A 23,303-nucleotide genomic window follows, 5' to 3' on the forward strand; every position below is an offset into this window, starting at 1 on the left:
ACGCGCGCAGCCTAGCAGGCTTCCACGGCGGGCTGGTGCATGCCGCTACGCTCAGCGCGCCGCGCGGCCTGGGCGCGCAGCAGCGCCACGAAGGCGCGTGCAGCCGGGGTGGGGTCGGGCCGCCATACCGCATAGGTCAAAAAGCCGAAGCGCTCCTTCAGTGCAACCGTCACCACCCCGCGCATGGCCGCGGCCATGGTCTGCGGCACGATACCCACGCCCAGGTCGGCGGCGACCAGTTCGCGCATCAGATCGGCGTGGGTGACCTCGTATTGCTGGCGTTGCCGCACGCCGGCCTGCGCGAAGGCCGCATCGACGATGCCGCGCACGCCGGCGCCGGCGATCAGCCCGGCCATCGGTTCGTCGTCCAGCTCGGCCAGCGCCACCCGCTTGCGCGTGGCAAAGCGATGGCCGGGCGCCACGATCAGCGCCAGGGCTTCCTCGTGCAGCAGCAGCCGCTGGTTGGGCACCGCGACCTGCGGGCCGACGCCGACCAGCGCCACGTCCAGCCGGCCTTCGCCCAGGTCGTGCAGCAGGGCCTCGCTCATGGCGGTGCGCAGGTGCACGTCCACCCGCGCATGCGCGTTGCGAAACGCGCGCAGCAGCGCCGGCAGCTGCACGGTGGTGAGCGAGGAAATCTGCCCCAGCGTGAGCTGGCCACGCACCGTGCCCAGGGCCTGGGCCATTTCCTCGTGCAGGCGCTCGGCCGCGCGCAAGGTGGCGCGGGCGTTGTGCAGGAATACCTCGCCGGCCGCGGTGGGCCGCACCCGACGGGTACCGCGCTCGAACAGGCGCGCTCCAAGGGTCTGCTCGATCTTGGCGACCTGGTGGCTGAGCGCCGATTGCACGGTGTTGCACCGGCGCGCGGCGGCGGTGAAGCCGCCTTCGTCGGCCACGGCCACGGCGAACTCCAGTTGGCGCAGGGTCAGCATGCGATCTCGAAACACGATGGACACGGTGAAAACAATACATTGGAAAGATGCCGCGTCGCTGTCCACACTGCGCCCCTTCCTTCAGCAGGCACCTGCCATGACCGTCGAACCGATTGCCCACCCGCCATTGCCGCGCCGGCTGGTGCTGCTGATGGCCGCCGCCACCGGGCTGGCGGTGGCGAGCAATTACTACGCGCAGCCCTTGCTGGAGACGCTGGCGCAGGCGTTCGGGATCCCGGTGCGCAGTGCCGGGGCGGTGGTGACTGCCGCGCAGCTGGCCTACGCGGCGGGGCTGCTGTTGCTGGTGCCGCTGGGCGACCGGCTGGAGCGGCGCGGGCTGATCGTCGGGCTGTTCGTGCTCAGTGCGCTGGGCCTGCTGGTGAGCGCCGCCTCGCACAGCTTCGGCATGTTGCTGGCCGGCACCATCGTCACCGGTGCCAGTTCGGTGGCGGCGCAGATCCTGGTGCCATTCGCCGCGACCCTGGCCGCCCCGCACGAGCGCGGGCGGGTGATCGGCACGGTGATGAGCGGCCTGTTGCTGGGCATCCTGCTGGCGCGCACCGCGGCCGGGGTGCTGGCCGGCGTCGGCGGCTGGCATACCGTGTACTGGATCGCCTCCGGCCTGTTGCTGGTCACGGCCTGGCTGCTGTGGCGCGGGCTGCCGCGGCATCCAGGCAATGCGCAGCTGTCGTATCCGCAGCTGGTGGGATCGGTGCTGACGCTGCTGCGCGACGATGCGGTGCTGCGCGTGCGCGCGGTGCTGGGCGGGTTGATCTTTGCCGGCTTCAGCATGTTCTGGACCACGCTGGCGTTCCTGTTGTCCGGGCCCGCCTATGGCTATGGCACGGCGGTGATCGGGCTGTTCGGCCTGATCGGTGCGGCCGGCGCGCTGGCGGCCAACCGTTCCGGTCACTGGTCCGACCACGGCCATGGCGACCGCGTCAGCTGGGGCGGGTTGGTGATGCTGCTGCTGTCGTGGGGGCTGCTGGCGTTTGCGCCGCAGTCGCTCGCGCTGCTGATCGTCGGCGTGCTGCTGCTGGATATCGCGGTGCAAGGCGTGCACATCGCCAACCAGAGCGTGATCTACCAGCGCAATCCGAACGCGCGCAATCGCATCACCTCGGCCTACATCACCTGCTATTTCATCGGTGGCGCGGTGGGCTCCACGCTGGGCACGGCGGCGTATGCGCAGGCCGGCTGGAACGGCGTGGTGATCGGCGGGGCGGTGCTGGCGGTGGCGGCGCTGGGTTGGGTGGCGTCGAGCGTGGCGCGCAAGCAGTGGAAGTAGGCGCAAGCTGGCGGAGCGACGCCGCAGGCGTTGGACGGGCGCGGTGCGGGCGTGCATCGCATCGCCCGGCACCGCGCTTGCGTGCGGGTGCAGGCGTGCCTGCGGCGGCGTCCAGGCGCACCGACAAGGCTGCGCTAGGCCTTGGTGGCCACCAGCCGCGTCGGGGTCTCCGTGGGTGCCGTGGTGACCGCCAGGGCCGCGGCACGCAGCTTGGGCAGCAGCCGCAGGGTCAGTGCCAGCTGGTCGCGCACCAGGCGCTGCTTGGGCGGCAGTTGCACGGCGTGCTGTTCCAGCGCTTCGGCGGTGGCGATTTCCTGGCTTTCGTCGTGCACCGGCAGCGGCTGGCGTTCGCGCAGGGCGGTGGCGATTTCGCCCAGCGCGCGCTGCAGGTAGTCGCCGGCCTGCACGATGGCGGGATCGTGTTCGCCATCGAGCGCGGCGCGATGCGCGCCAAGTGCGGATAGATAGCCGAGCAGGGTGTTGGACAGTGCCAGGAAGCGGAAGCCGGCATCCAGGTTGCGCCGATAGCGGCCCGGTTCGCGCAGCATGTTGGACAAGGCCACCGACAACGCGGCATCGGCGTTGTGCATGTCGCGCCGGGCGATGCGGTAGGGCAGGTCGTCGCGCATGCCACTGGCGTATTGCTCCAGCACCTGGGCCAGGTAGCGCGCGCAGCTGGCCAGCACCGTGGCCATCACCTGGTTGAGGCGGCGGCCCTGCCAGTCCGGCAGGATCAGGAAGGAGGCGGCCGCGGCGATCGCGCAACCGATCAGCGTGTCGATCAGGCGCGGCCAGATCAGCACGAAGCCATCGCCGAGCAGGTTGAAGCAGAACAGCGCCATCACGGTGATGCCGGCGGTGGCCAGCATGTAGCGATCGGTGCGGGTGATGAAGAAGACCAGCGCGGCGGCCAGTGCCAGCAGCAGCTGCACTTCGATGCCGGGGAACAGCTGCATCAACGCCCAGGTGGCAACCAGGCCGATCAGGGTGCCGGCGATGCGCTGCACCAGCCGCAGGCGGGTGGCGCCGTAGTTGGGCCGGCACACGAAGGCGGTGGTGAGCAGGATCCAGTAGCCGTTGTCGGCATGGATGGACTGCATGATGGCGTAGCCGACCACCAGCGCGATGGCCATGCGCAGGCCGTGGCGGAACAGCACCGAGCCGGGCGTGAGTTGCTGGCCAAGACGCGCGGCCATTTCGCGCAAGGTATGCGGCGAGGAATCGCGCAGGCGGGTGTCGAGGTTGTCGCTGGTGGAATCGGACTGCGCCGCTTCCGACAGCTTGCGTTCGATGCTCTGCAGGTTGGTCACCAGCAGTTCCAGCGCGCCGAGCAGACGTGCGAGGGCGGGGTCGGCACGCGCGTGCAGGTAGTCCAGCGACTGGCGCAGGTCTTCGGTGGCCAGGCGGCTGTTGTCGCCGTAGTCGAACGGCTGGCGCAGCCGGATCGCTTCGCCCAGGGCTGCGCAGGCCTTGCCCTGCAGCGCGAGCAGGCGCTGGCAGCGGTACAGCACGTCGCTGTGGAAGAACGCGTCGGTCAGCGCCTCGTAGGGATAATGCGAGGAACTGGCGCGCTCGTGAAATTCCTGCGCCATGTAGTACAGGCGGAAATACAGGCCCGATTGCACGCCCGGCCGCCCCGAGCGGCCGAAGCGGCTCATGATCGCGGTCTTGGCGGCGTTGAGCGCGCCGACCACCTTGGCGTTCTGCTCGGCCAGCGCCAGCCGGCGCGCATGCAGGTCGCTCTGCCGCACCGGTTCGAACAGGTCGGCCTTGAGCCTGAGATAACGGCCCAGCTCGAAGAACAGCCGTGACAGCCGCTCGCGCACCGGGCGGTTGGCGAACAGGATGGTCCACAGGATCGACAGCACGCCGTACCAGGTGGCGCCGATCAGCAGCAGCGCCGCGCCGTGCCAGGCGATCAACGGATCGTGGCTGCCGTGCTGGTCCATGCCGATCATGGCGTAGATCGACAAGGCCACGGTGGCCTGCGCGATCGAGGCGTAGCGCTCGCCCAGCGCGCCCAGCAGGGTCAGCGAAAACGTCGCCACCGCCATGCCGGTCACGAATGGCAGCGGATACGGAAACAGCAGCACCACCGACGCGGCGGCAGCGGCGAAACACAGCAAGGAGAGCAGCACCGACTTGATGCGGCCCAGCCAGTTGTCGTCGGTCTCGGCGATGGCGCTGGCGATGGCGCCCAGGAACAGCGCCGGTACCGCAGTGAGCTGCTGCCAGTGCCAGCACACGCCCATGGCGACTGCCAGCGCGATGAACACGCGCAGGCCATAGCTGGCCTTTTCATGGGCCCACAGGCGGCTCAGGCGGGTTTCGAAGGAGGGAGTGGCCACAGTCTCTGCAAGGCAAGGTGCCTGGGCATTATTGCCGCAGGCACGTGCCGCCGGGGTGGAAGGCGGCTAATTCTTTGTCAGTAGCCGCGTGATGTCGCTCGCCGCAGCTGGCTGGCACTGACGTGGTCCAGATGCGTCGCGGTGCCGCGCGAAGGCGCGTCGATAGCCGTGCTGCGACAGCGCACGCTGGGGGCAGCTGTCGCAGGCATGCGGCAGTTATGCCTGGGTGTCCTGCTCGCGGGCGATCGCACGCCAGCCGATGTCGCTGCGCTGGAAGGCGCTGGCCCAGTGGATCGGCTGCAGGCCGGCATAGGCGTTGCGCTGCGCATCGCGCACCGTGTTGCCCAATGCGGCAACGCACAGCACGCGGCCGCCGGCACTGACGACCTCACCATTTGCATTCAATGCGGTGCCGGCATGGAAGACCTTGGCCGTGGCGGGCACGGCATCCAGGCCGGTGATGACCTCGCCGGTGATCGGCGCCTCCGGGTAGGGCCGGGCAGCGATGACCACGCCCAGCGACGGACGCGGGTCCCAGTGCGCCTGCGCCTGGTCGAGCTTGCCGTCGATGGCCGCGTCGAGCAGGTCCACCAGGTCCGACTGCAGGCGCAGCATCACCGGCTGGGTCTCCGGGTCGCCGAAGCGCACGTTGAATTCGATCACCTTGGGCGCGCCCTGCGCGTCGATCATCAGCCCGGCGTACAGGAACCCGGTGAACGGCACGCCGTCGGCGATCATGCCCTGCACGGTCGGCTCGACCACCTCGCGCATGACGCGTGCATGCACTTCCGGCGTGACCACCGGGGCCGGCGAGTACGCGCCCATGCCGCCGGTATTGGGGCCGGTGTCGCCATCGCCCACGCGCTTGTGGTCCTGGCTGGTGGCCATCGGCAAGGCGTGGCTGCCGTCGACCATCGAGATGAAGCTGGCTTCCTCGCCATCGAGGAATTCCTCGATCACCACGCGCGCGCCGGCATCGCCGAACGCATTGCCCGAGAGCATGTCGCGCACCGCGTCTTCGGCCTCGCCCAGCGTCATCGCCACGATCACGCCCTTGCCGGCGGCCAGGCCATCGGCCTTGACCACGATCGGCGCGCCTTTCTCGCGTACGTACGCAAGCGCGGCGTCCACCTCGGTGTGTACGGCGTAGTACGCGGTGGGGATGCCATGGCGCGCCAGAAAGTCCTTGGCGAAGGCCTTGCTGCCTTCCAGCTGCGCGGCCTTGGCGGTCGGCCCGAAGATACGCAGGCCAGCCGCATGGAAACGGTCGACCACGCCCAGCACCAGCGGCACTTCCGGGCCGACCACCGTGAGCGCGACATCTTCGCGCTGCGCCAGGGCAAGCAGGCCATCCAGGTCATCGACCTTGACCGCCACGTTGCGGCACTTGGTTTCGGTCGCGGTGCCGGCATTGCCCGGCGCCACGAGTACCTCGCTCACTTGCGCGGACTGCGCGATCTTCCAGGCCAGGGCGTGTTCGCGGCCGCCGGAGCCGATGACGAGGATTTTCATTTTAAGGCCGAGATTGGGGAGTCGTGATTGGGGATTGGTTGAAGCAAGGCGGAGACCGGAACAGGAGAGACCAGAGCGACGTTGCCACTCCCGAATCCCGAATCCCGAATCCCGGCTCTATCAGTGCCGGAAATGCCGTACGCCGGTGAACACCATCGCGATGCCGTGTTCGTCGGCGGCGGCGATCACTTCGCCATCGCGCATCGAACCGCCAGGCTGGATCACCGCCTTGATGCCGGCAGCGGCAGCGGCATCGATGCCGTCGCGGAACGGGAAGAACGCATCCGAGGCCATCACCGAGCCGGCCACCGTGAGCCTGGCTTCCTCGGCCTTGAGCGCGGCGATCTTGGCGCTGACCACGCGGCTCATCTGCCCGGCGCCGACACCAATCGTGCGGTTGTCCTTGGCGTAGACAATGGCGTTGGACTTGACGTACTTGGCCACGCGCCAGGCGAACAGCAGATCGCCCAGCTCGGCCTCGCTGGGCGCGCGCTGGGTGACCACGCTCAGCTCGCCCAGCGACATGCCGCGGTTGTCGGACGACTGCATCAGCAGGCCCGAGCCGATCCGCTTGGTGTCGTAGTTGTTGAGGCCGTTGCCGTGCGGGATCTTGAGCACGCGCACGTTGGCCTTCCTGGTCGCGTAGTCGAGCGCGCCGGGCTCGTAGTCCGGGGCGATCAACACCTCGACGAACTGGCGGTCCAGGATGGCTTTCGCCGTCGCCGCATCGAGGGTCTTGTTGAAGGCCAGGATGCCGCCGAAGGCGCTGGTCGGGTCGGTCGCATAGGCCAGCTCGTAGGCATCGCCGCAGGCCGCGCCCACCGCCACGCCGCAGGGGTTGGCATGCTTGACGATCACGCAGGCCGGCGCATCGAACTGGCGCACGCATTCCCATGCCGCATCGGCATCGGCCAGGTTGTTGTAGCTGAGCTCCTTGCCCTGCAACTGCTGGAAGGTGGCCAGCGTGCCCGGCACCGGATACAGGTCGCGGTAGAACGCGCCGGCCTGGTGCGGGTTCTCGCCGTAGCGCAGGTCCATCACCTTGACGAAGTTGGAATTGATCTGCGCCGGGAACGGGCTGCGCGTGGGCACCGCTTCGGCGCTGTCGGCCACCGCCGACAGGTAGTTGCTGATCGCCGCGTCGTACTGCGCCACACGGTTGAACGCGGCCACCGACAGCGCAAAGCGCTTGGCCGCCGACAGCTGGCCGTCGTTGGCATCGAGTTCGGCCAGCAGCTCGGCGTACTGCGCCGGGTCGGTGGCCACCGCCACGCGGGCGAAGTTCTTCGCCGCCGAGCGCAGCATCGCCGGGCCGCCGATGTCGATGTTCTCTACCGCATCGGCCAGCGTGCAGTCGGCCCTGGCGGTCACCGACTCGAACGGATACAGGTTCAGCACCAGCAGGTCGATCGGCAGGATGCCGTGTTCGGCCATCACTGCCTCGTCGACGCCGGCGCGGCCGAGCAGGCCGCCGTGCACCAGCGGGTGCAGGGTCTTGACGCGGCCGTCCATCATTTCCGGGAACCCGGTCAGCTCGGCGACGTCGGTGACCGGCAGGCCCGCCTCGCGCAGCGCCTTGGCGGTGCCGCCGGTGGACAGCAGCGCGACGTTGCGCGCGGCCAGCGCGCGGGCCAGATCGACCAGGCCGGTCTTGTCGGAAACGGAGAGCAGGGCCCGGCGCACGGGCAGGAAATCAGTGGCCATTGGTGGGGGGGCTATCAAGGCGGGGCAGCCGATATTGTAGGCCGCACCGGCGCTCGAATGGGCTCGGCGGTCCGTGATGGCGTCGATCCCAGCGCTGGCAGGACGCTCCCGGGCGCTGCTGCGGTCGATGCCGGGCGTGGCGTCTCGCGGCGGCATCACTGCCTGCCGGGTGACGCTTGCTGCGGCTTGGGCGGCGTCTGCGTGGAAGCCCCGCACGGCATTGCCACGGTGCGCGGCGCGCATGGTGGCGCATGGCGATGGCGTTGCCTGTGCATCCGGACATTTTTTCCGCGACGGAATTTGATGGACGCGCGAAACCATGTCGGGTCGGTGCGTGCACTGACGAACACAATCCGGAGCCGGTCGCAGATTGCGCAAAAACACCGGCCTCCGGGCGTGCAGCGGCTGCCTGGTCTTCGGTAATGCGAACCTGTCTTCTGTTGCAGCGAGAGCAGTCGCGCCCGGCTGACCGACGATCAGTGCTCGCCGATCGATTCACTCAACCGGTTCACCAGCAACGACGCTTTCGGCGAGGCGTCCCGTTGCCAACGCTGCAATGGCTGTCGCGCAGGAGCCAGCCTTGCCATCACTCCCCGCTGCGTCTTGCCGTCACGGCCGTCCATGACCCTGCGATTCAAGCAAGACACCGCGCACGTGCGCCTGGTGGCGTTCGTCGATGACCACGCGTCGCAGTACCGCGACGGCCCTTGCCAATGGGCGGATCCGTCTCGCCACGACGGCGGGATGCGCTGCATCCGTCGATTGGCCAGGGCATGCACGCCGGTTTGCACAGCTGTCCGGAACATCTTTATGAGATCACCCCTATGAATCGCGAAAAAGTCCTGGCCTTACGCACGTGCACGAACAACATGTCCGACCACTGCGGCCTGATCTGGCCGCAAGGCGGCCCGGTCGAATGCCGGCATTGGCAACCCACCATCAAGCAGGAAAACGGCTTGACCGGCCTGTTGTGGGGGCAGGGAACCAATGCGCATCTGAACATGCACGCCGATGCGCATTGGGTGGTCTGCATGGTGGATACCGCCGACATCATCTGGTTGGGCGAGGAGGGAATGATCAAGTTCCCCCGTGCCGAGGTGGTCTATGCCGGCACTCGTGCCGGCGCCATGCAGTGCATTGCCGCGGGCATTGCGCAGCACACGCCGCCGCCGTTGCCGGAACTGCCTGTCGTCGTTGCCGCGGATTTCATTCCCAAGGCAGCGCAGGCGCAGTTCACTGCGCCTGCCGTCGAAAGCGGCGCGCAGTCCACCGCGCCACAGCCGGTAGCGCCCACCGGCATCAATCCGCAAACCGCGCCGCCGGCAGCTGCGATCCTGCGCACCCGCGAAATCGCCACCTACGGCAGCACGCTGACCGGCGCCGACCAGAGCCAGCTGATCGCCGGCTATGGAAGCACCGAGACTGCCGGTAACGGCAGCGAGTTGATCGCCGGCTACGGCAGCACCGGCGTGGCCGGATCCGACAGCACCATCGTTGCCGGCTATGGCAGTTCCCAGACCGCCGGCGGCGGCAGCACGCTGACGGCCGGCTATGGCAGCACCCAGACCGCGCGGCATGGCAGCGACCTGACCGCCGGTTACGGCAGCACGGAAACCGCCGGGGCAGACAGCTCGCTGATCGCCGGCTATGGCAGCACGCAAACCTCCGGCGGCGACAGCTCGTTGACGGCTGGCTACGGCAGCACCCAGACCGCGCAGAACGGCAGCGACCTCACCGCCGGCTACGGCAGCACCAGTACGGCGGGCACCGACAGTTCGCTGATCGCCGGCTACGGCAGCACCCAGACCTCCGGCGGGGAAAGCTCGCTGACCGCCGGCTACGGCAGCACCCAGACCGCGCAGGACGGCAGCGACCTCACCGCCGGCTATGGCAGCACCGGTACTGCCGGTGCCGACAGCTCCCTGATTGCCGGTTATGGCAGTACGCAGACCTCGGGCAACGACAGCTCGCTGACCGCGGGCTACGGCAGCACGCAAACCGCCCGCACCGGCAGCGATCTCACGGCCGGTTACGGCAGTACCTCCACCGCGGGCGCGGACAGCACCTTGATCGCCGGGTACGGCAGCACGCAGACCTCCGGCGGCGACAGTTCGCTCACTGCCGGCTACGGCAGTACCCAGACTGCGCGCAAGGGCAGTGACCTGACCGCCGGCTATGGCAGCACCGCAACCGCCGGTGCAGACAGCACCTTGATCGCCGGCTACGGCAGTACCCAGACCTCCGGCGGCGACAGTTCGCTCACTGCCGGCTACGGCAGTACCCAGACTGCGCGCAAGGGCAGTGACCTCACCACCGGTTACGGCAGTACGTCCACCGCAGGCGCCGACAGCACCTTGATCGCCGGTTACGGCAGCACGCAAACCTCCGGCGGCGANACCTCACCACCGGTTACGGCAGTACGTCCACCGCAGGCGCCGACAGCACCTTGATCGCCGGTTACGGCAGCACGCAAACCTCCGGCGGCGACAGCTCGCTCACTGCCGGCTACGGCAGCACGCAGACTGCGCGCAAGGGCAGCGACCTGACCACCGGTTACGGCAGTACGTCCACCGCAGGCGCCGACAGCACCTTGATCGCCGGTTACGGCAGCACGCAAACCTCCGGCGGCGAGAGCTCGCTCACTGCCGGCTACGGCAGCACGCAGACCGCACGCAGCGGCAGCGACCTGACCACCGGCTATGGCAGNCCTCCACCGCCGGTGCCGACAGCACGCTGATCGCCGGTTACGGCAGCACGCAGACCTCCGGCGGCGAGAGCTCGCTCACTGCCGGCTACGGCAGTACGCAGACCGCACGCAGCGGCAGCGACCTCACCACCGGCTATGGCAGTACCTCCACCGCCGGTGCCGACAGCACCTTGATCGCCGGCTACGGCAGCACGCAAACCTCCGGCGGCGACAGCTCGCTCACTGCCGGCTACGGCAGAACGCAGACTGCGCGCAAGGGCAGCGACCTGACCACCGGTTACGGCAGTACNACCACCGGCTATGGCAGTACCTCCACCGCCGGTGCCGACAGCACCTTGATCGCCGGCTACGGCAGCACGCAAACCTCCGGCGGCGACAGCTCGCTCACTGCCGGCTACGGCAGCACGCAGACCGCACGCAGCGGCAGCGACCTGACCACCGGCTACGGCAGTACCTCCACCGCCGGTGCCGACAGCACCTTGATCGCCGGCTACGGCAGTACGCAGACGTCCGGCGGTGACAGTTCGCTGACCGCGGGCTACGGCAGCACGCAAACGGCGCGCAAGGGCAGCGACCTCACCACCGGCTATGGCAGTACCTCTACCGCCGGTGCCGACAGCACCTTGATCGCCGGTTACGGCAGCACCCAGACCTCCGGCGGCGANCCTCACCACCGGCTATGGCAGTACCTCTACCGCCGGTGCCGACAGCACCTTGATCGCCGGTTACGGCAGCACCCAGACCTCCGGCGGCGAAAGTTCGCTCACTGCTGGCTATGGCAGTACGCAAACGGCGCGCAGCGGCAGCGACCTCACCACCGGCTATGGCAGCACCTCCACCGCCGGTGCCGACAGCACCTTGATCGCCGGTTACGGCAGCACCCAGACCTCCGGCGGCGATAGTTCGCTGACCGCGGGCTACGGCAGCACGCANACCGCCGGTGCCGACAGCACCTTGATCGCCGGTTACGGCAGCACCCAGACCTCCGGCGGCGATAGTTCGCTGACCGCGGGCTACGGCAGCACGCAAACCGCGCGCAAGGGCAGCGACCTCACCACCGGCTATGGCAGCACCTCCACCGCCGGTGCCGACAGCACGCTGATCGCCGGTTATGGCAGCACCCAGACCTCCGGTGGCGACAGTTCGCTGACGGCGGGCTACGGCAGCACGCAGACTGCCCGCAAGGGCAGCGACCTCACCGCGGGCTACGGCAGCACCTCCACCGCCGGTTCGGACAGTTCACTGATCGCCGGCTATGGCAGCACCCAGACCGCCGGTTTCAAAAGCATCCTGACCACCGGCTACGGCAGCACCCAGACCGCGCAGGANCCTCCACCGCCGGTTCGGACAGTTCACTGATCGCCGGCTATGGCAGCACCCAGACCGCCGGTTTCAAAAGCATCCTGACCACCGGCTACGGCAGCACCCAGACCGCGCAGGAGGGCAGCCTGCTCACTGCCGGCTACGGCAGTTCGTCCACCGCCGGCTCGGACAGCTCGTTGATCGCCGGCTACGGCAGCACCCAGACGGCCGGCTTCAAGAGCATCCTCACCGCAGGCTACGGCAGCACGCAAACCGCGCAGGAGCGCAGCACGCTCACTACCGGTTACGGCAGCACATCGACCGCCGGGCATGACAGTACGCTGATTGCCGGCTACGGCAGTACGCAGACGGCCGGCTACAAAAGCATTCTCACCACCGGCTACGGCAGCACCCAGACCGCGCAGGAAAGCAGTTCGCTGATTGCCGGCTACGGCAGTTCCTCCATGGCCGGCCCGGACAGCTCGCTGATCNACCACCGGCTACGGCAGCACCCAGACCGCGCAGGAAAGCAGTTCGCTGATTGCCGGCTACGGCAGTTCCTCCATGGCCGGCCCGGACAGCTCGCTGATCGCCGGCTATGGCAGTACCCAGACCGCCGGATACGACAGCTTCCTGACCGCCGGCTACGGCAGTACCCAGACCGCGCAGAGCAGCAGCTGGCTGATCACCGGCTATGGCAGTACCTCCACCGCCAGCTTCCAGAGCTCGTTGATTGCCGGCTATGGCAGCACCCAGACGGCCGGCTACGAAAGTACCTTGACCGCCGGCTACGGCAGCACCCAGACCGCGCAGGAAATCAGCTGGCTCACCACCGGCTATGGCAGCACGCAAACCGCCGGCCATGGCAGCATCCTGACCGCCGGGTACGGCAGCAATTCCACCGCAGGTTATGAAAGTACCCTGATCGCGGGCTACGGCAGCACCCAGACCGCCGGTTACGAAAGCACCCTGACCGCCGGTTACGGCAGCACGCTGACCGCGCTGGAAAACAGTTCGCTCACCGCCGGCTACGGTAGTACCGAAATTGCCGGGTTTTCCAGCACCTTGATCGCCGGCTACGGCAGCAGCCAGACCGCCGGTGGCGACAGCACGCTGACCGCCGGCTACGGCAGCACGTTGATCGCGCAGGACAACAGCTCGTTGACCGCCGGGTACGGCAGCACCGAGACCGCCGGGCAGGACAGCTCGCTGATTGCCGGCTATGGCAGCAGCCTGACCAGCGGCGTGCGCAGCTATCTGACCGCCGGCTACGGCAGCAACCAGATCGCCAGCTATGGCAGCTCGTTGATCGCAGGCCACGAAAGCACCCAGATTGCCGGCCATCGCAGCATGCTGATTGCCGGCAAGCTGAGTTCGCAGACCGCCGGTTCGCGCAGCACGCTGATCGCCGGCATGGGCAGCGTGCAGACCGCGGGCGACCGCAGCAAGCTGATCGCCGGCGCCGACAGCACCCAGATTGCCGGCGACCGCAGCAAGTTGCTGGCCGGCAGCAACAGCTTCCTCACCGCCGGGGACCGCAGCCGGCTCACTGCAGGCGACGACTGCACGCTGATGGCAGGCGATCGCAGCAAGCTGACTGCCGGCAAGAACAGCATCCTGACGGCCGGGGCCAACAGCCGGTTGATCGGCAGCCTGGGCTCCACCCTGACCGGTGGCGAAGACTCGGTGCTGATCTTCAGATGCTGGGACGGCAAGCGCTACACCAACATCATCGCCAAGACCGGCGAGGAGGGCGTGGAGGCCGATACCGCCTACCAGGTCGACGAAGACAAGAACGTGGTCGAGAAATTCGACGATCCGTTCGACACCATCGCCACCATCGTGCTGGACCATGGCAGCGGGCCGGCGTCCGCAGGCGACCATGCAGAGGTGACGCACTTGCCGAACTGAGCAATCCCCTCGACCAGGCGATCGGCGTTGCCGATCCAGCACTGCGGCCAACCGCCGAAGACGCGGCGGTTGGTCCAATCAGACGAAGAGGGCCCGCGACGCGGGCCACGCCGGGGACTCAGCAGGTCCTGCCTCAAGGCGTGGCAGGGGGGACGAATCAGGCAGCCCTGTCGGGCATCAACACGCAGAACATTCCACAACACGCTGCGAAGATCGACCACCGGCCGCGCACCCCACCGGGCGTGCCAGCCCAGTGCACTGCCAGCCTGCAGCACACCAACGCTCCAACGATTCCCCACTGCCGATTCCCGAATCCCGTCCTACGTCAACCCGTACTCTTTGAGCTTCTTGCGCAGCGTGGCGCGGTGGATGCCCAGCATCGCCGCCGCGCGGCTCTGGTTGCCTTCGCAGTGGTTGAGCACTTCCACGAACAACGGGATCTCCATCTCGCGCAGCACGATTTCGTACACGTCGTCGGCGTCGCTGCCGTCCAGGTCGCGCAGATAGCGGCGGACGGACTGGGCCACGTGTTCGCGCAGCGGCGACTTCGGGGCGCCACGACCGGTGTCAGGGCGAGAGGGGGCTGCGTTCAAAGGAGGGTTCCCAGAGTCACGAAGCCGGGACGCGTGGCCGGCGAGGGGGAGTGAGTCTAGCGCGTGGCCTCAGCGCTCGCCACGCCCGTGTGGCCATCGCCGCAGGTCGCGTCCGCTTAGCGGAAGTCGAAACTGAAGGCCGCCGTGCTCGCGGCCGGTTCGCGCACGGCAAACATCACCTGCACCGCCTGGCCCGGCGCCAGCGTGTCCTGCGCGGCCGGCGGCTGGCCCAGATAGTCCTGCGGTGCCAGCACGCGCGTGCCGATCATCCGCCCGTCGGCGTCGGACAGCGACAGCTGCAGCCATGGCCAGGCCTGCGCCCAGCGCGCCTCGTTGCGGAAGCTGGCCTGGATCTGCAGCACCCCCGGCACGCCCGGCACCGGGCGCACGTCGCGATGGAGCAAGGTCAGCGCGGCCGGCTCGCGCCAGGCCGGCAGCGTGCAGCGCGCCACCGCGCAGGCGGCACCTACCAGCGGGCGCCAGCGTGCATCGGCGGCCAGCTGCGCGCGGTCGGCGATGACGATCTGCATGGCCAGCAGGCCGACCAGCCCGACCAGCAAGGCCCACTGGCGCCCGCTGGCGCGCAGCCGTGGCCGGGTCGGCCGGCGGCGTGCGAAGGCGGGCGCGGCCGCGGCCGGCAGCGGCTGGAACCGGTCAGGCGCCGCTGCGCCGGCCGGGCCTGGCTTGGCGTCCGTGTCCGGATCGGTGCCGGACGCTGGCGTGGCGGCCAGCGTGGATGCAGCGCCGGCCGCCGCGCCATGTTCGCGTTGCGGACCAGCGCCTGCACTGCCGCCGGCCGCCACGCCGCCCGGATGTGCAGCGGTCTGCTGGGCAGCGGGAGTGCCGGCGATCGCGGTGCGGGTGTCGCTGGCGCCGGCCGCTGGGCCTTGGGCAGGATCACCGGGCAGCGGGCGCGCAGTCGCCGTGGTCCACGCCGGCCGGTCCGGCGCGGTGGCGTCCGCTGCGGCCTGGCCGGCATCGCCGCCTGGCAGGGGGATGCCCACCGGCGCAGGCTCGCTGCGCGGCGCGGTCACCAGCGGCTGCAAGGGCGGCGGCACGATCGGCACTGCCGGTGCGGCCACCGGCTCGGCCGACGGCGCCGCTGCCCGTTCGCCGGCCGGCACCGGCGGCGCGTGCAGCGGCGGTTCGACAGCCGGCACCACCGGCGTCGGCATCGGCGATGGCGCCGCCGGCGTCGGACGCAGGAACGTGGCCAGGGGGCGGCGCGGTGGCGGAGTCTCGGACATCGGCAGGCGTGCAGCGGGAAGGGCTCTATTCAAGCACGCGCACGCCACTGGGCGAACCCGCGCGTGTCACGCGTGCGCGCGACACGCGCCACCGCAACCGATACCGCCTCCAATCGACGGCGGGCACGCAGTCATCCGCTGGCCGACCGTCGCGCCGCCGTTGCCGCCCTGTCACAGCCAAGGCCCGCATTCCTGCGAAGTGCGCATTCCAGCTGACGTGCAGACCGCATTGCCGGCGCCACGTCATCCGAATCCGCCTGGATTGGTTGCCAACTTGGATCAGCTGCCAACTCGGAGCGTGCCCACGCAGTTGCGGCCAAAGGCCGTCTTCCAGCCCACAAGCGGAAGTCCCGGCTCCGCATCGTCCACATCCGACCGGGCGACCAGCCAGCTCGGAACCTGCCGTGCAAATGACACCCCGGCCAGCCTGCTCCCGATCCCCGATCCCCGATCCCCGATCCCCGATCCCCGATCCCCGACTCCGACTCCGACTCCGACTCCGACTCCGACTCCGACTCCGACTCCGACTCCCGACTCCGACTCCCGACTCCCGACTCCCGACTCCCGACTCCCGACTCCCGACTCCCGACTCAACGCCTGCGCCGCGTCTTGCCCTCCGCCAGCAGCAGGTCGAGCAGGCCGCTGCGCTGGCGCGGTGCCAGCGTGTCGAAGCGGGTCAGCAACTCGCGTTGCTGGTCGTCCAGGCGTCGGTATTGCGCCGGTTCCTCGGCGATCGTCGGCACCGGCGGGCCGAAGGTCCGCTCGCCGCGGCCGGTGGCCAGGTATTCGAACGCCATGCCGCTGCGCCTGGCCAGGCCGATCAGGTTATCCACCGAAGGCGCGGTGCCCTCGGCCATCTCCCACTGCGCCACCGCGCTGCGGGTCACGCCCAGTTCGCCGGCCAGGGCTTCCTGGGTCAGCTTGGTCAGCGCGCGGGCTTCGCGGACGCGTTCGTACAACTTGCTCACACGGCACCGTGAGTGGGGAACGGGCCGGGAGATATAGCCCTAGCAGCAAACAGGGATAGTTCGTATGCCTTTCATATATCGATATGTTTGCGATACTGTCCGTGCGTCCATGACGATGGGATCACAGCGAACTCAAGGAGGATGTCCATGGTCGAGCCAGCCGCCGGCAAATCCACCCGTCCCACCACGCCGGCAACGCCGCCGGCCGCTCCACCGGCAGCCGCATGGCCGGCACATTCGCCGCTGGATCCGGCGATCAACCGCTTCCGTGGCGCGCCGTGCTACCAGGTCTGGCGCCGCCAGGACGCGTGGACCGCCGTAGTCGAGGGCACGCACTGGTCGGCCGCGCTGGTGCCGCGCTGGTGGGCGCTGCGCCAGCGGCACTGGCGGCTGCTGGCAATGGGTGCGGGGCTGCTGGCGCTGGCCGGCGGCCTGGCCAGCCTGGGCCTGCGGACGTGGTCGCTGCCGGCCTGGGCGGCGCTGCTGCTGGCCGAGCTGGGCCTGCGCGTCCATCTGGCCCGGCAGGCCGGGCCGTGGCGCAGCGCGGCGCTGCGGCGTGCCGGCTGGCAGGCGGTGACCCGGCTGCGGGCGATCAGCGCGGCCGATGCGGTGACCACCGCGCAGATCCGCGCCGCCCGCCCGCCGCGCTGACCACGCCCGCGGTGCGCCTCAGCGGCGGCGCACGCCGTCGATGCGCATCCAGTCTTCTTCGCGTTCGCAGCGCAACTGTTCGAACCACGGCGCGTAGCGTTCCAGCAGCTCGTCCTCCTGCCCATGCAGGATGCCCGACATCGCGATGCGGCCACCCGGCGCCACGCGCGCGGCCAGCAGCTCGGCCAGCGCGTCCAGCGCCTTTGCCAGGATGTTGGCGACCACCACCGGATAGGTCTGCACCGGCTCGTCCTGCGGCATGCAGGCGGTCAGCTGCGCCTGCAGGCCATTGCGCTCGGCATTTTCGGCCGTGGCCAGCAGCGCCTGTGGGTCGTAGTCCACGCCCACCGCGCTGGCCGCGCCCAGCTTGAGGGCGGCCAGCGCGAGGATGCCCGAGCCGCAGCCGAAATCGAGCACGCGCGCACCTTGCAGTTCGCCGCTGGCGGCCAGGCCGTCGAGCCAGCGCAGGCACAGCGCAGTGGTGGGATTGGCGCCCGAGCCGTAGGCCAGGCCCGGATCCAGCCGCACCACGGCCGCGTCCGCGGCATGGGCCGCCTCGGGCAGCTCCTGATTCCAGGGCACGATGAAGGTGCGCACGCCAAATTGCATCGGCTTGAACAGATCCATCCAGGCGCGTTCCCAGTCGCTGTCGTCGACCGTGCGGAACGCGACCTGGCTCCAGTCCAGCCCGGGATCGAACGCTTCCAGCGCGGCGAGCAGCACCAGCGCATCGCTGTCGCCGTCGAACAGCGCGTTCAGCACCATCGTGTTCCACAGCGGCGTTTCGCCGACGCCGGGTTCGAGAATGGCGCGCTCGTTGCCGTTGTCGGCATTGGCGTCGAGCAGCGTCACCGCCAGCGCACCGATATCCTCCAGCGCATTCTGGTAACGGGGCTGGGTGGCGTCGGAGCAGGGCAGGGTCAGTTCAAGAAACGGCATCGTGGCAGTCGGGCAATTCGAAAGCGTGCATCGTAGACCATTCGCGCAGGCGGACCCTTGCGTGCCGGTGCCTGGATGAGAGGAACGCAAGGGCGCACGACAAGGCCGGCCGCCGCCTGGTCGCTGCCAGCTGCCGATGCGCTGGATACGCTGCCGCCGCCGGCAGCTGCCGGCATGACGCGACGTGGCGGCAACCAACGCCCCGCTGCACGCCACTCACGCCACACACGCGCAGATCACCGTCCTCATCCAGTGCACCTTCGGCAATTTGCATCGGCCTCGGCATCGGCCGCGTCCGCTTGCGCGCCAGCGCGTGTGGACGCGGATGCTAGACTCCGCGCCGTCGCTGCGGGACTTACCGCAGCAGGGTCGCCGCTGTCCATGCCGCATGCTCGTTCCCGCCATCTGTGGCTGTTGCTGGCTCCCGTCGCGCTTGCGGCGGCGGCGTTGTGGCATGTGCGCGCGCAATCGAGCGATTCCCGCGTCACCGCACCGTCGGCCGCAGCAGGCAGTGCCCGCGTGGTTGCCGCCGCCGCGCACGCGCCTGCCGAACGCAGCACTGCCCTGCAGCTGCCGTATCGCGATGCGGTGGACGCACAGCCGGACCTGTACCGCTATGCGCAGCAATTGCAGCAGCAGCTGCGCGCCGGCGATGCGCAGGCGGGATGGCGGCTGAGCCGCGTCTACGACTACTGCGCGCCGTACGCGTCCAGCCCGGCCGGCTACGCCGCCGACAGCGCATGGATCGCTGCGCAACACACGCCCGGCGTGGTGGCGATGCACGCGGCGCGCCTGCGCGTGGCGCAGCGCTGCGCCGGCTTTGCACCCAGCGATGGGCTGGGCCCGCGGCTGGTGGCGCAGCAACGGCAGGCGGCCGCGCGTGCCGGCAATCTGGCTGCCGAGGCGGCGCTGCTGGCGCTGGGCGAGCCGCTGCAGCGCTCGCCGGGCTACAAGCGCGCGCTGGTGCAGCGCGTGCTGGCCTCGCGCGATCCGGAGGCCTATCTGGCGCTGGCGCCGGCGATGGGCGCGCGCGCCAGCGGCGATGACAGCCTGGAAGGGTATGTGGCCGGCACCCAGTTCGCTGAGCTGGCCTGGCAGGTGGCCGCGTGCCGGCTGGGCCTGGACTGCAGCGCAGGCAGCACCCTGGTCACCAGTTATTGCGCCAACGCGGGCATCTGCTCGCGCGACAGCGCGCAGGATTTCGTGTCGTTCGTATTCGATGCCGCGGTGCCGCGGCAGGGAGCAGACAGAGTGGATGAGATGGTCGATACCTTGATCTCCGAGCGGGGAGCGCAGTCATGAATTACCGCCGCCTGGCGCATGGCGCCAAGTTCTGGTTCTGGGTTGCGTTGTTCGTGGCGTATTCGGCCGCGGCCGTGGGCATCGTGATGATCGACACCGCCGATCACCGCTACCAGCCGTTGTCGGTCAGGTCGACCACGGTCACCGCCGACGAGCAGCAGCGACGGCATGGCGCCAGCCAGTTGGCCGCGGTGTACCGCGCCAACAGCGCGATGCCGTTTTCGACCTTGCCGGCCGGCTCCACCTTCCAGGTGGTGTGGCCGGATGGCTCCACCGAAACCATGACCGTGGTCGACCCGGCCTCGTCCAGCGGCATCGTGCCGGTGCCGGGCAGCCAGCAGGCGCCAGCGCCGCGGCATTGACCGATGCAGCGCATCGTTGACCGGGTACAGCCACTGCGCATCCGGTAGCGCGGGCGGCGAAGGCGGGTGCCTGCGGATGCCGCGCCCCCGCGCCGCCGCGCGCACCGGTGCGGACGACCGAGCAGTTTCACATCGGACACGGCCACCGGGCGCGCGCATCCAGGCGTCCCCCCGATCCCGTAGGAGCGCACCTGGGCGCGAGTGGGGTTTACCGGTAGAGCCTCGTCGCGCCCGGGTGCGCTCCTACGTAGGGGACTTCGATCCTGTAGGAGCGCACCTGGGCGCGAGTGGGTTTACCGGTAGGGCTTCGTCGCGNTAGGGCTTCGTCGCGCCCGGGTGCGCTCCTACGTAGGGGACTTCGATCCTGTAGGAGCGCACCTGGGCGCGAGTGGGTTTATCGGTAGGGCTTCGTCGCGCCCGGGTGCGCTCCTACGGGTGGGTGCGGCGCTTCGTTGATGGGGGTGCAGCGCGCAAGGGATGCAACGCAACACGCCCGGTTTCCCGGGCGTGTTGTGCGGTGCAGGGGCCACGGCGATCAGGTCAGCGCGATCGACTTGTTCTTGCGCTCGGCCAGGCGCTTTTCCAGGTAGTGGATGTTCTGCCCACCGGCCTGGAAACCCTTGTCGCGCATGATGCGCTGCTGCAGCGGGATGTTGGTCTTGATGCCGTCCACCACCATCTCGCTCAATGCCACGCGCATGCGCGCGATCGCGGTCTCGCGATCGGGGCCGTGCACGATCAGCTTGCCGATCATCGAGTCGTAGTTCGGCGGCACCTTGTAGCCGGCGTAGATGTGCGTATCGACCCGCACGCCCGGGCCGCCGGGCGGATGGAAGGCAGTGATCAGGCCCGGATTGGGCATGAAGGTTTCCGGATCCTCGGCATTGATGCGGCACTCGATCGCATGCCCGCGCAGCACGATGTCGCTCTGCTTGATGGTCAGCTTCTGCCCGGCGGCGATGCGCAGCTGCTCGCAGACCAGGTCGATGCCGGTGATGCGCTCGGTGACCGGATGCTCCACCTGGATGCGCGTGTTCATTTCGATGAAGTAGAAGCGCCCGTTCTCGAACAGGAACTCGAAGGTGCCGGCCCCGCGGTAGCCGATGCGGATGCAGGCATCCACGCAGACCTTGCCGATCTCGTTGCGCAGTTCTTCGGTAATGCCCGGCGCCGGCGCTTCTTCCACCACCTTCTGGTGGCGGCGCTGCATCGAGCAGTCGCGTTCGCCCAGGTGGATCGCACCGCCCTGGCCATCTGCCAGTACCTGGATTTCCACGTGGCGCGGATTCTCCAGGAATTTCTCCATGTAGACCTGATCGTTGCTGAAGGCGGCCTTGGCTTCGGACTTGGTGGTTTCGATGGCGGCCTTCAACGCCGCCTCCGAATGCACCACGCGCATGCCGCGTCCACCGCCGCCGCCGGCGGCCTTGATGATCACCGGGTAGCCGATCTCGCGCGCCACCTTGGTGTTGGCGACGATGTCATCGCCCAGCGGGCCGCCCGAACCGGGCACGCACGGCACGCCGGCGGCCTTCATCGCGCGGATCGCCTCGACCTTGTCGCCCATCAGGCGGATGGTGTCGGCCCTGGGGCCGATGAAGATGAAGCCGGATTCTTCCACGCGCTCGGCAAAGTCGGCGTTTTCCGACAAGAAGCCGTAGCCGGGATGGATGGCCTGCGCATCGGTCACCTCGGCCGCGGCGATCAGCGCCGGGATGTTGAGATAACTGTCGCTGGAGGCGGCCGGGCCGATACACACCGACTCGTCGGCCATGGCCACGTGCTTGAGGTTGCGGTCGACCGTGGAATGCACCGCGACCGTGCGGATGCCGAGCGTGTGGCACGCGCGCAGGATGCGCAGCGCGATTTCACCTCGGTTGGCGATGACGACTTTATCGAGCATGGGATTCGGGATTCGGGATTGGGGAGTCGTACAGGGCGCTGGGTTCGCGCAAATGTCGCGATTGTTCCAGCGTGCGGATCAATGCATTGAGCCTGGCAAACGTGCGATTCAGCAGATCGGCAGTTGCCGCACCGGGCGATGCGAACTGCAGGCGTGTTGCAATCTGCAGTTGCGTGTCCAGCTCCGCCAGCGAGCCTCGCGCCATCGAGAGATAGCGCAGGTATTCGGCGGTGGAGCGCCGTGCAGCACCTTCGGCGATGTTGGACGGTACGCTGATTGCCGCACGCCGCATCTGTGCTGTCAGTCCAAAACGTTCGGAATCGGGAAAATCGTGGCTCAGGCGGTAGATCGCTTCGACAAGCGACATCGCATCGCGCCACACCGTCAGGCGCTCATGCGGTCGCTCTTGCGAATCCCGAATCACGATTCCCGAATCCCGGCGCTTCAGCCAATCACAAACAACGGCTGATCGAATTCCACCGGCTGGCCGGTTTCGCCGAGGATGGCCACGATGGTGCCGGAGACGTCGGCTTCGATCGGGTTGAACATCTTCATCGCCTCGATGATCGCCAGGGTGTCGCCGGCCTTGACCGCCTGGCCCACGCTGACGAAGGCCGGCTTGTCCGGCGACGGGGAGGTGTAGAAGGTGCCGACCATGGGGGCACGCAGCACGTGGCCGTCGGGCAGGGCGGCGGACGGCTTGGCGCCGCCGGTGGAGGCTTCGGTGGGCGACTGCATCGGCATGCTGGCCGCAGCCGGTGCCGGTGCGGCAGGAGCCGGTGCGTACTGCTGCACCGGTGCGCTCATCACCTGGGTGCCCTTGGGCACGCGCGCCAGGCGCACGCTTTCTTCGCCTTCCTTGATCTCGATTTCGGCGAGATTGGATTCTTCGAGCAGGTCGATCAGTTTCTTGATTTTGCGGAGATCCATAAGGGCCTCTTGAGGTGAATCGGTGGAGAGTGCCGGCGGATGCCGGCGGAATGGGGTGGGGCGATGGGTGCCGGCTAGTGCCAGGCCGATGTCATGCGTCGCGCTCCAGCCGCGCGATCACCGCTTCCAGCGCCAGCCGGTAGCTGTCGGCGCCGAAGCCGCAGATCACCCCGTCGGCCTTGTCGCTGAGATAGCTGTGGTGGCGGAACGGCTCGCGCGCATGCGGATTGGACAGGTGGATCTCCACGAACGGCAGCCCCACGCCCAGCAGCGCGTCGCGCAGCGCCACCGAGGTGTGGGTGAAGGCGGCCGGGTTGATCAGGATGTAGGCGGTGCCGTCCTCGCGGGCGGCATGGATGCGTTCCACCAGCACGTGCTCGGCATTGGACTGCAGGCAGGCCAGCACATGCCCGGCGGCCTGCGCGCGATCCACCAGGGCCGCATCGATCTGCGCCAGCGTGGTGCGGCCGTAGACCTCCGGCTCGCGGGTGCCGAGCAGATTGAGGTTGGGGCCGTGCAACAGCAGCAGATGGGCCATGGGATCCGGCGGAGTGGAAAGGCCGGAAGTCTGCGCGATGCTGGCGATGCTGTCCAGATAGCAGAACTTACAGCTGTTTTAAACGATCGATTGAAATTCGCGGTGGTTGCCGTCGGCGCCAGGCGCGGCGGGCATCGGTGCAGCGTGGGCGCTGTCTCTTATACAC

Annotated in this window: 16 protein-coding genes and 1 pseudogene; 5 read left to right on the plus strand and 12 right to left on the minus strand. The window is 68.8% G+C overall.

All coding sequences use genetic code 11. The features are described 5' to 3' along the window. Nucleotides 1–11: 11 nt before the first annotated feature. Entirely contained in the window at nucleotides 12–932 is a 921-nt protein-coding gene (locus C0541_RS01330) for a LysR family transcriptional regulator (RefSeq protein ID WP_115045354.1), read from the minus strand. A 97-nt stretch (nucleotides 933–1,029) separates the two neighbouring features. On the opposite strand from C0541_RS01330, the gene C0541_RS01335 reads away from it, so the two are divergent. Further along, nucleotides 1,030–2,220, plus strand: coding sequence for an MFS transporter (locus C0541_RS01335; RefSeq protein ID WP_115045355.1), 1,191 nt, complete (start codon nucleotides 1,030–1,032; stop codon nucleotides 2,218–2,220). Between the two features lie 134 nt (nucleotides 2,221–2,354). Here the strand turns inward: C0541_RS01335 and yccS are convergent, their stop codons facing one another. From yccS to purH, 3 genes are all read right to left on the minus strand, one after another. Then, nucleotides 2,355–4,568, minus strand: coding sequence for a YccS family putative transporter (gene yccS / locus C0541_RS01340; protein WP_115045356.1), 2,214 nt, complete (start codon nucleotides 4,566–4,568; stop codon nucleotides 2,355–2,357). 216 nt (nucleotides 4,569–4,784) lie between these two features. Beyond that, nucleotides 4,785–6,080: a phosphoribosylamine--glycine ligase gene (gene purD, locus C0541_RS01345; RefSeq protein WP_115045357.1), complete on the minus strand. Its 1,296-nt coding sequence runs from the start codon at nucleotides 6,078–6,080 to the stop codon at nucleotides 4,785–4,787. 120 nt (nucleotides 6,081–6,200) lie between these two features. Further along, nucleotides 6,201–7,784, minus strand: a complete 1,584-nt coding sequence (gene purH, locus C0541_RS01350) for a bifunctional phosphoribosylaminoimidazolecarboxamide formyltransferase/IMP cyclohydrolase (protein WP_115045358.1) — start codon at nucleotides 7,782–7,784, stop codon at nucleotides 6,201–6,203. A gap of 824 nt (nucleotides 7,785–8,608) precedes the next feature. Here purH and C0541_RS21225 point away from each other — a divergent pair. Then, nucleotides 8,609–13,704, plus strand: a pseudogene (locus tag C0541_RS21225) (beta strand repeat-containing protein). Nucleotides 13,705–14,024: 320 nt separating this feature from the next. On the opposite strand, the gene fis reads toward C0541_RS21225, so the two are convergent. The 3 genes from fis to C0541_RS01385 all read right to left on the minus strand — a co-directional run bounded on the left by fis (nucleotide 14,025) and on the right by C0541_RS01385 (nucleotide 16,512). After that, nucleotides 14,025–14,297 carry a DNA-binding transcriptional regulator Fis gene (gene fis / locus C0541_RS01375; RefSeq protein WP_104599261.1) on the minus strand — a complete coding sequence of 91 codons (273 nt, stop codon included), beginning with the start codon at nucleotides 14,295–14,297 and terminating at the stop codon, nucleotides 14,025–14,027. Nucleotides 14,298–14,413: 116 nt separating this feature from the next. Further along, entirely contained in the window at nucleotides 14,414–15,544 is a 1,131-nt protein-coding gene (locus tag C0541_RS01380) for a DUF3426 domain-containing protein (protein ID WP_115045360.1), read from the minus strand. A 590-nt stretch (nucleotides 15,545–16,134) separates the two neighbouring features. Then, nucleotides 16,135–16,512, minus strand: coding sequence for a helix-turn-helix domain-containing protein (locus tag C0541_RS01385; RefSeq protein WP_115045361.1), 378 nt, complete (start codon nucleotides 16,510–16,512; stop codon nucleotides 16,135–16,137). A gap of 141 nt (nucleotides 16,513–16,653) precedes the next feature. Between C0541_RS01385 and C0541_RS01390 the strand changes: the two genes are divergently transcribed. Further along, nucleotides 16,654–17,163, plus strand: a complete 510-nt coding sequence (locus C0541_RS01390; RefSeq protein WP_115045362.1) for a hypothetical protein — start codon at nucleotides 16,654–16,656, stop codon at nucleotides 17,161–17,163. Between the two features lie 18 nt (nucleotides 17,164–17,181). Here C0541_RS01390 and prmA read toward each other — a convergent pair whose 3' ends face one another. Next, complete coding sequence (gene prmA, locus C0541_RS01395; RefSeq protein ID WP_115045363.1) at nucleotides 17,182–18,102, minus strand: 50S ribosomal protein L11 methyltransferase; 921 nt, start codon at nucleotides 18,100–18,102, stop codon at nucleotides 17,182–17,184. Nucleotides 18,103–18,483: 381 nt separating this feature from the next. Here prmA and C0541_RS01400 point away from each other — a divergent pair, with 381 nt between their 5' ends. Both C0541_RS01400 and C0541_RS01405 read left to right on the plus strand, forming a co-directional pair. Further along, nucleotides 18,484–19,404, plus strand: a complete 921-nt coding sequence (locus C0541_RS01400) for a hypothetical protein (RefSeq protein ID WP_115045364.1) — start codon at nucleotides 18,484–18,486, stop codon at nucleotides 19,402–19,404. Continuing rightward, nucleotides 19,401–19,766 carry a hypothetical protein gene (locus C0541_RS01405; protein ID WP_115045365.1) on the plus strand — a complete coding sequence of 122 codons (366 nt, stop codon included), beginning with the start codon at nucleotides 19,401–19,403 and terminating at the stop codon, nucleotides 19,764–19,766. The genes C0541_RS01400 and C0541_RS01405 overlap by 4 nt, the downstream gene beginning before the upstream one ends. 535 nt (nucleotides 19,767–20,301) lie before the next feature. Here C0541_RS01405 and accC read toward each other — a convergent pair. The 4 genes from accC to aroQ all read right to left on the minus strand — a co-directional run bounded on the left by accC (nucleotide 20,302) and on the right by aroQ (nucleotide 23,137). Next, a complete protein-coding gene (gene accC, locus C0541_RS01410) occupies nucleotides 20,302–21,669 on the minus strand; it encodes an acetyl-CoA carboxylase biotin carboxylase subunit (RefSeq protein ID WP_115045366.1) in 1,368 nt (455 codons plus the stop codon). Continuing rightward, entirely contained in the window at nucleotides 21,659–22,036 is a 378-nt protein-coding gene (locus tag C0541_RS01415) for a four helix bundle protein (protein ID WP_238601245.1), read from the minus strand. Before C0541_RS01415 ends, accC begins: the two co-directional genes overlap by 11 nt. Nucleotides 22,037–22,113: 77 nt before the next feature. Continuing rightward, nucleotides 22,114–22,599, minus strand: a complete 486-nt coding sequence (gene accB, locus C0541_RS01420; RefSeq protein WP_115045367.1) for an acetyl-CoA carboxylase biotin carboxyl carrier protein — start codon at nucleotides 22,597–22,599, stop codon at nucleotides 22,114–22,116. Between the two features lie 91 nt (nucleotides 22,600–22,690). After that, nucleotides 22,691–23,137 (minus strand): type II 3-dehydroquinate dehydratase, encoded by a 447-nt coding sequence (gene aroQ, locus C0541_RS01425; RefSeq protein ID WP_115045368.1) that lies wholly within the window; start codon nucleotides 23,135–23,137, stop codon nucleotides 22,691–22,693. Nucleotides 23,138–23,303: the final 166 nt, after the last annotated feature.

The organism is Xanthomonas arboricola, from assembly GCF_003353015.1.
Classification (GTDB): Bacteria; Pseudomonadota; Gammaproteobacteria; order Xanthomonadales; family Xanthomonadaceae; genus Xanthomonas; species Xanthomonas arboricola_E.

Coding starts and splice junctions, on each gene's coding strand:
- C0541_RS01335 (WP_115045355.1), top strand. CDS start 1,030: ATGACCGTCGAACCGATTGCCCACCCGCCATTGCCGCGCCGGCTGGTG.
- C0541_RS01390 (WP_115045362.1), top strand. CDS start 16,654: ATGTCCATGGTCGAGCCAGCCGCCGGCAAATCCACCCGTCCCACCACG.
- C0541_RS01400 (WP_115045364.1), top strand. CDS start 18,484: ATGCCGCATGCTCGTTCCCGCCATCTGTGGCTGTTGCTGGCTCCCGTC.
- accC (WP_115045366.1), bottom strand. CDS start 21,669: ATGCTCGATAAAGTCGTCATCGCCAACCGAGGTGAAATCGCGCTGCGC.
- purD (WP_115045357.1), bottom strand. CDS start 6,080: ATGAAAATCCTCGTCATCGGCTCCGGCGGCCGCGAACACGCCCTGGCC.
- aroQ (WP_115045368.1), bottom strand. CDS start 23,137: ATGGCCCATCTGCTGCTGTTGCACGGCCCCAACCTCAATCTGCTCGGC.
- C0541_RS01405 (WP_115045365.1), top strand. CDS start 19,401: ATGAATTACCGCCGCCTGGCGCATGGCGCCAAGTTCTGGTTCTGGGTT.
- prmA (WP_115045363.1), bottom strand. CDS start 18,102: ATGCCGTTTCTTGAACTGACCCTGCCCTGCTCCGACGCCACCCAGCCC.
- C0541_RS01415 (WP_238601245.1), bottom strand. CDS start 22,036: ATGTCGCTTGTCGAAGCGATCTACCGCCTGAGCCACGATTTTCCCGAT.
- C0541_RS01330 (WP_115045354.1), bottom strand. CDS start 932: ATGCTGACCCTGCGCCAACTGGAGTTCGCCGTGGCCGTGGCCGACGAA.
- accB (WP_115045367.1), bottom strand. CDS start 22,599: ATGGATCTCCGCAAAATCAAGAAACTGATCGACCTGCTCGAAGAATCC.
- purH (WP_115045358.1), bottom strand. CDS start 7,784: ATGGCCACTGATTTCCTGCCCGTGCGCCGGGCCCTGCTCTCCGTTTCC.
- C0541_RS01380 (WP_115045360.1), bottom strand. CDS start 15,544: ATGTCCGAGACTCCGCCACCGCGCCGCCCCCTGGCCACGTTCCTGCGT.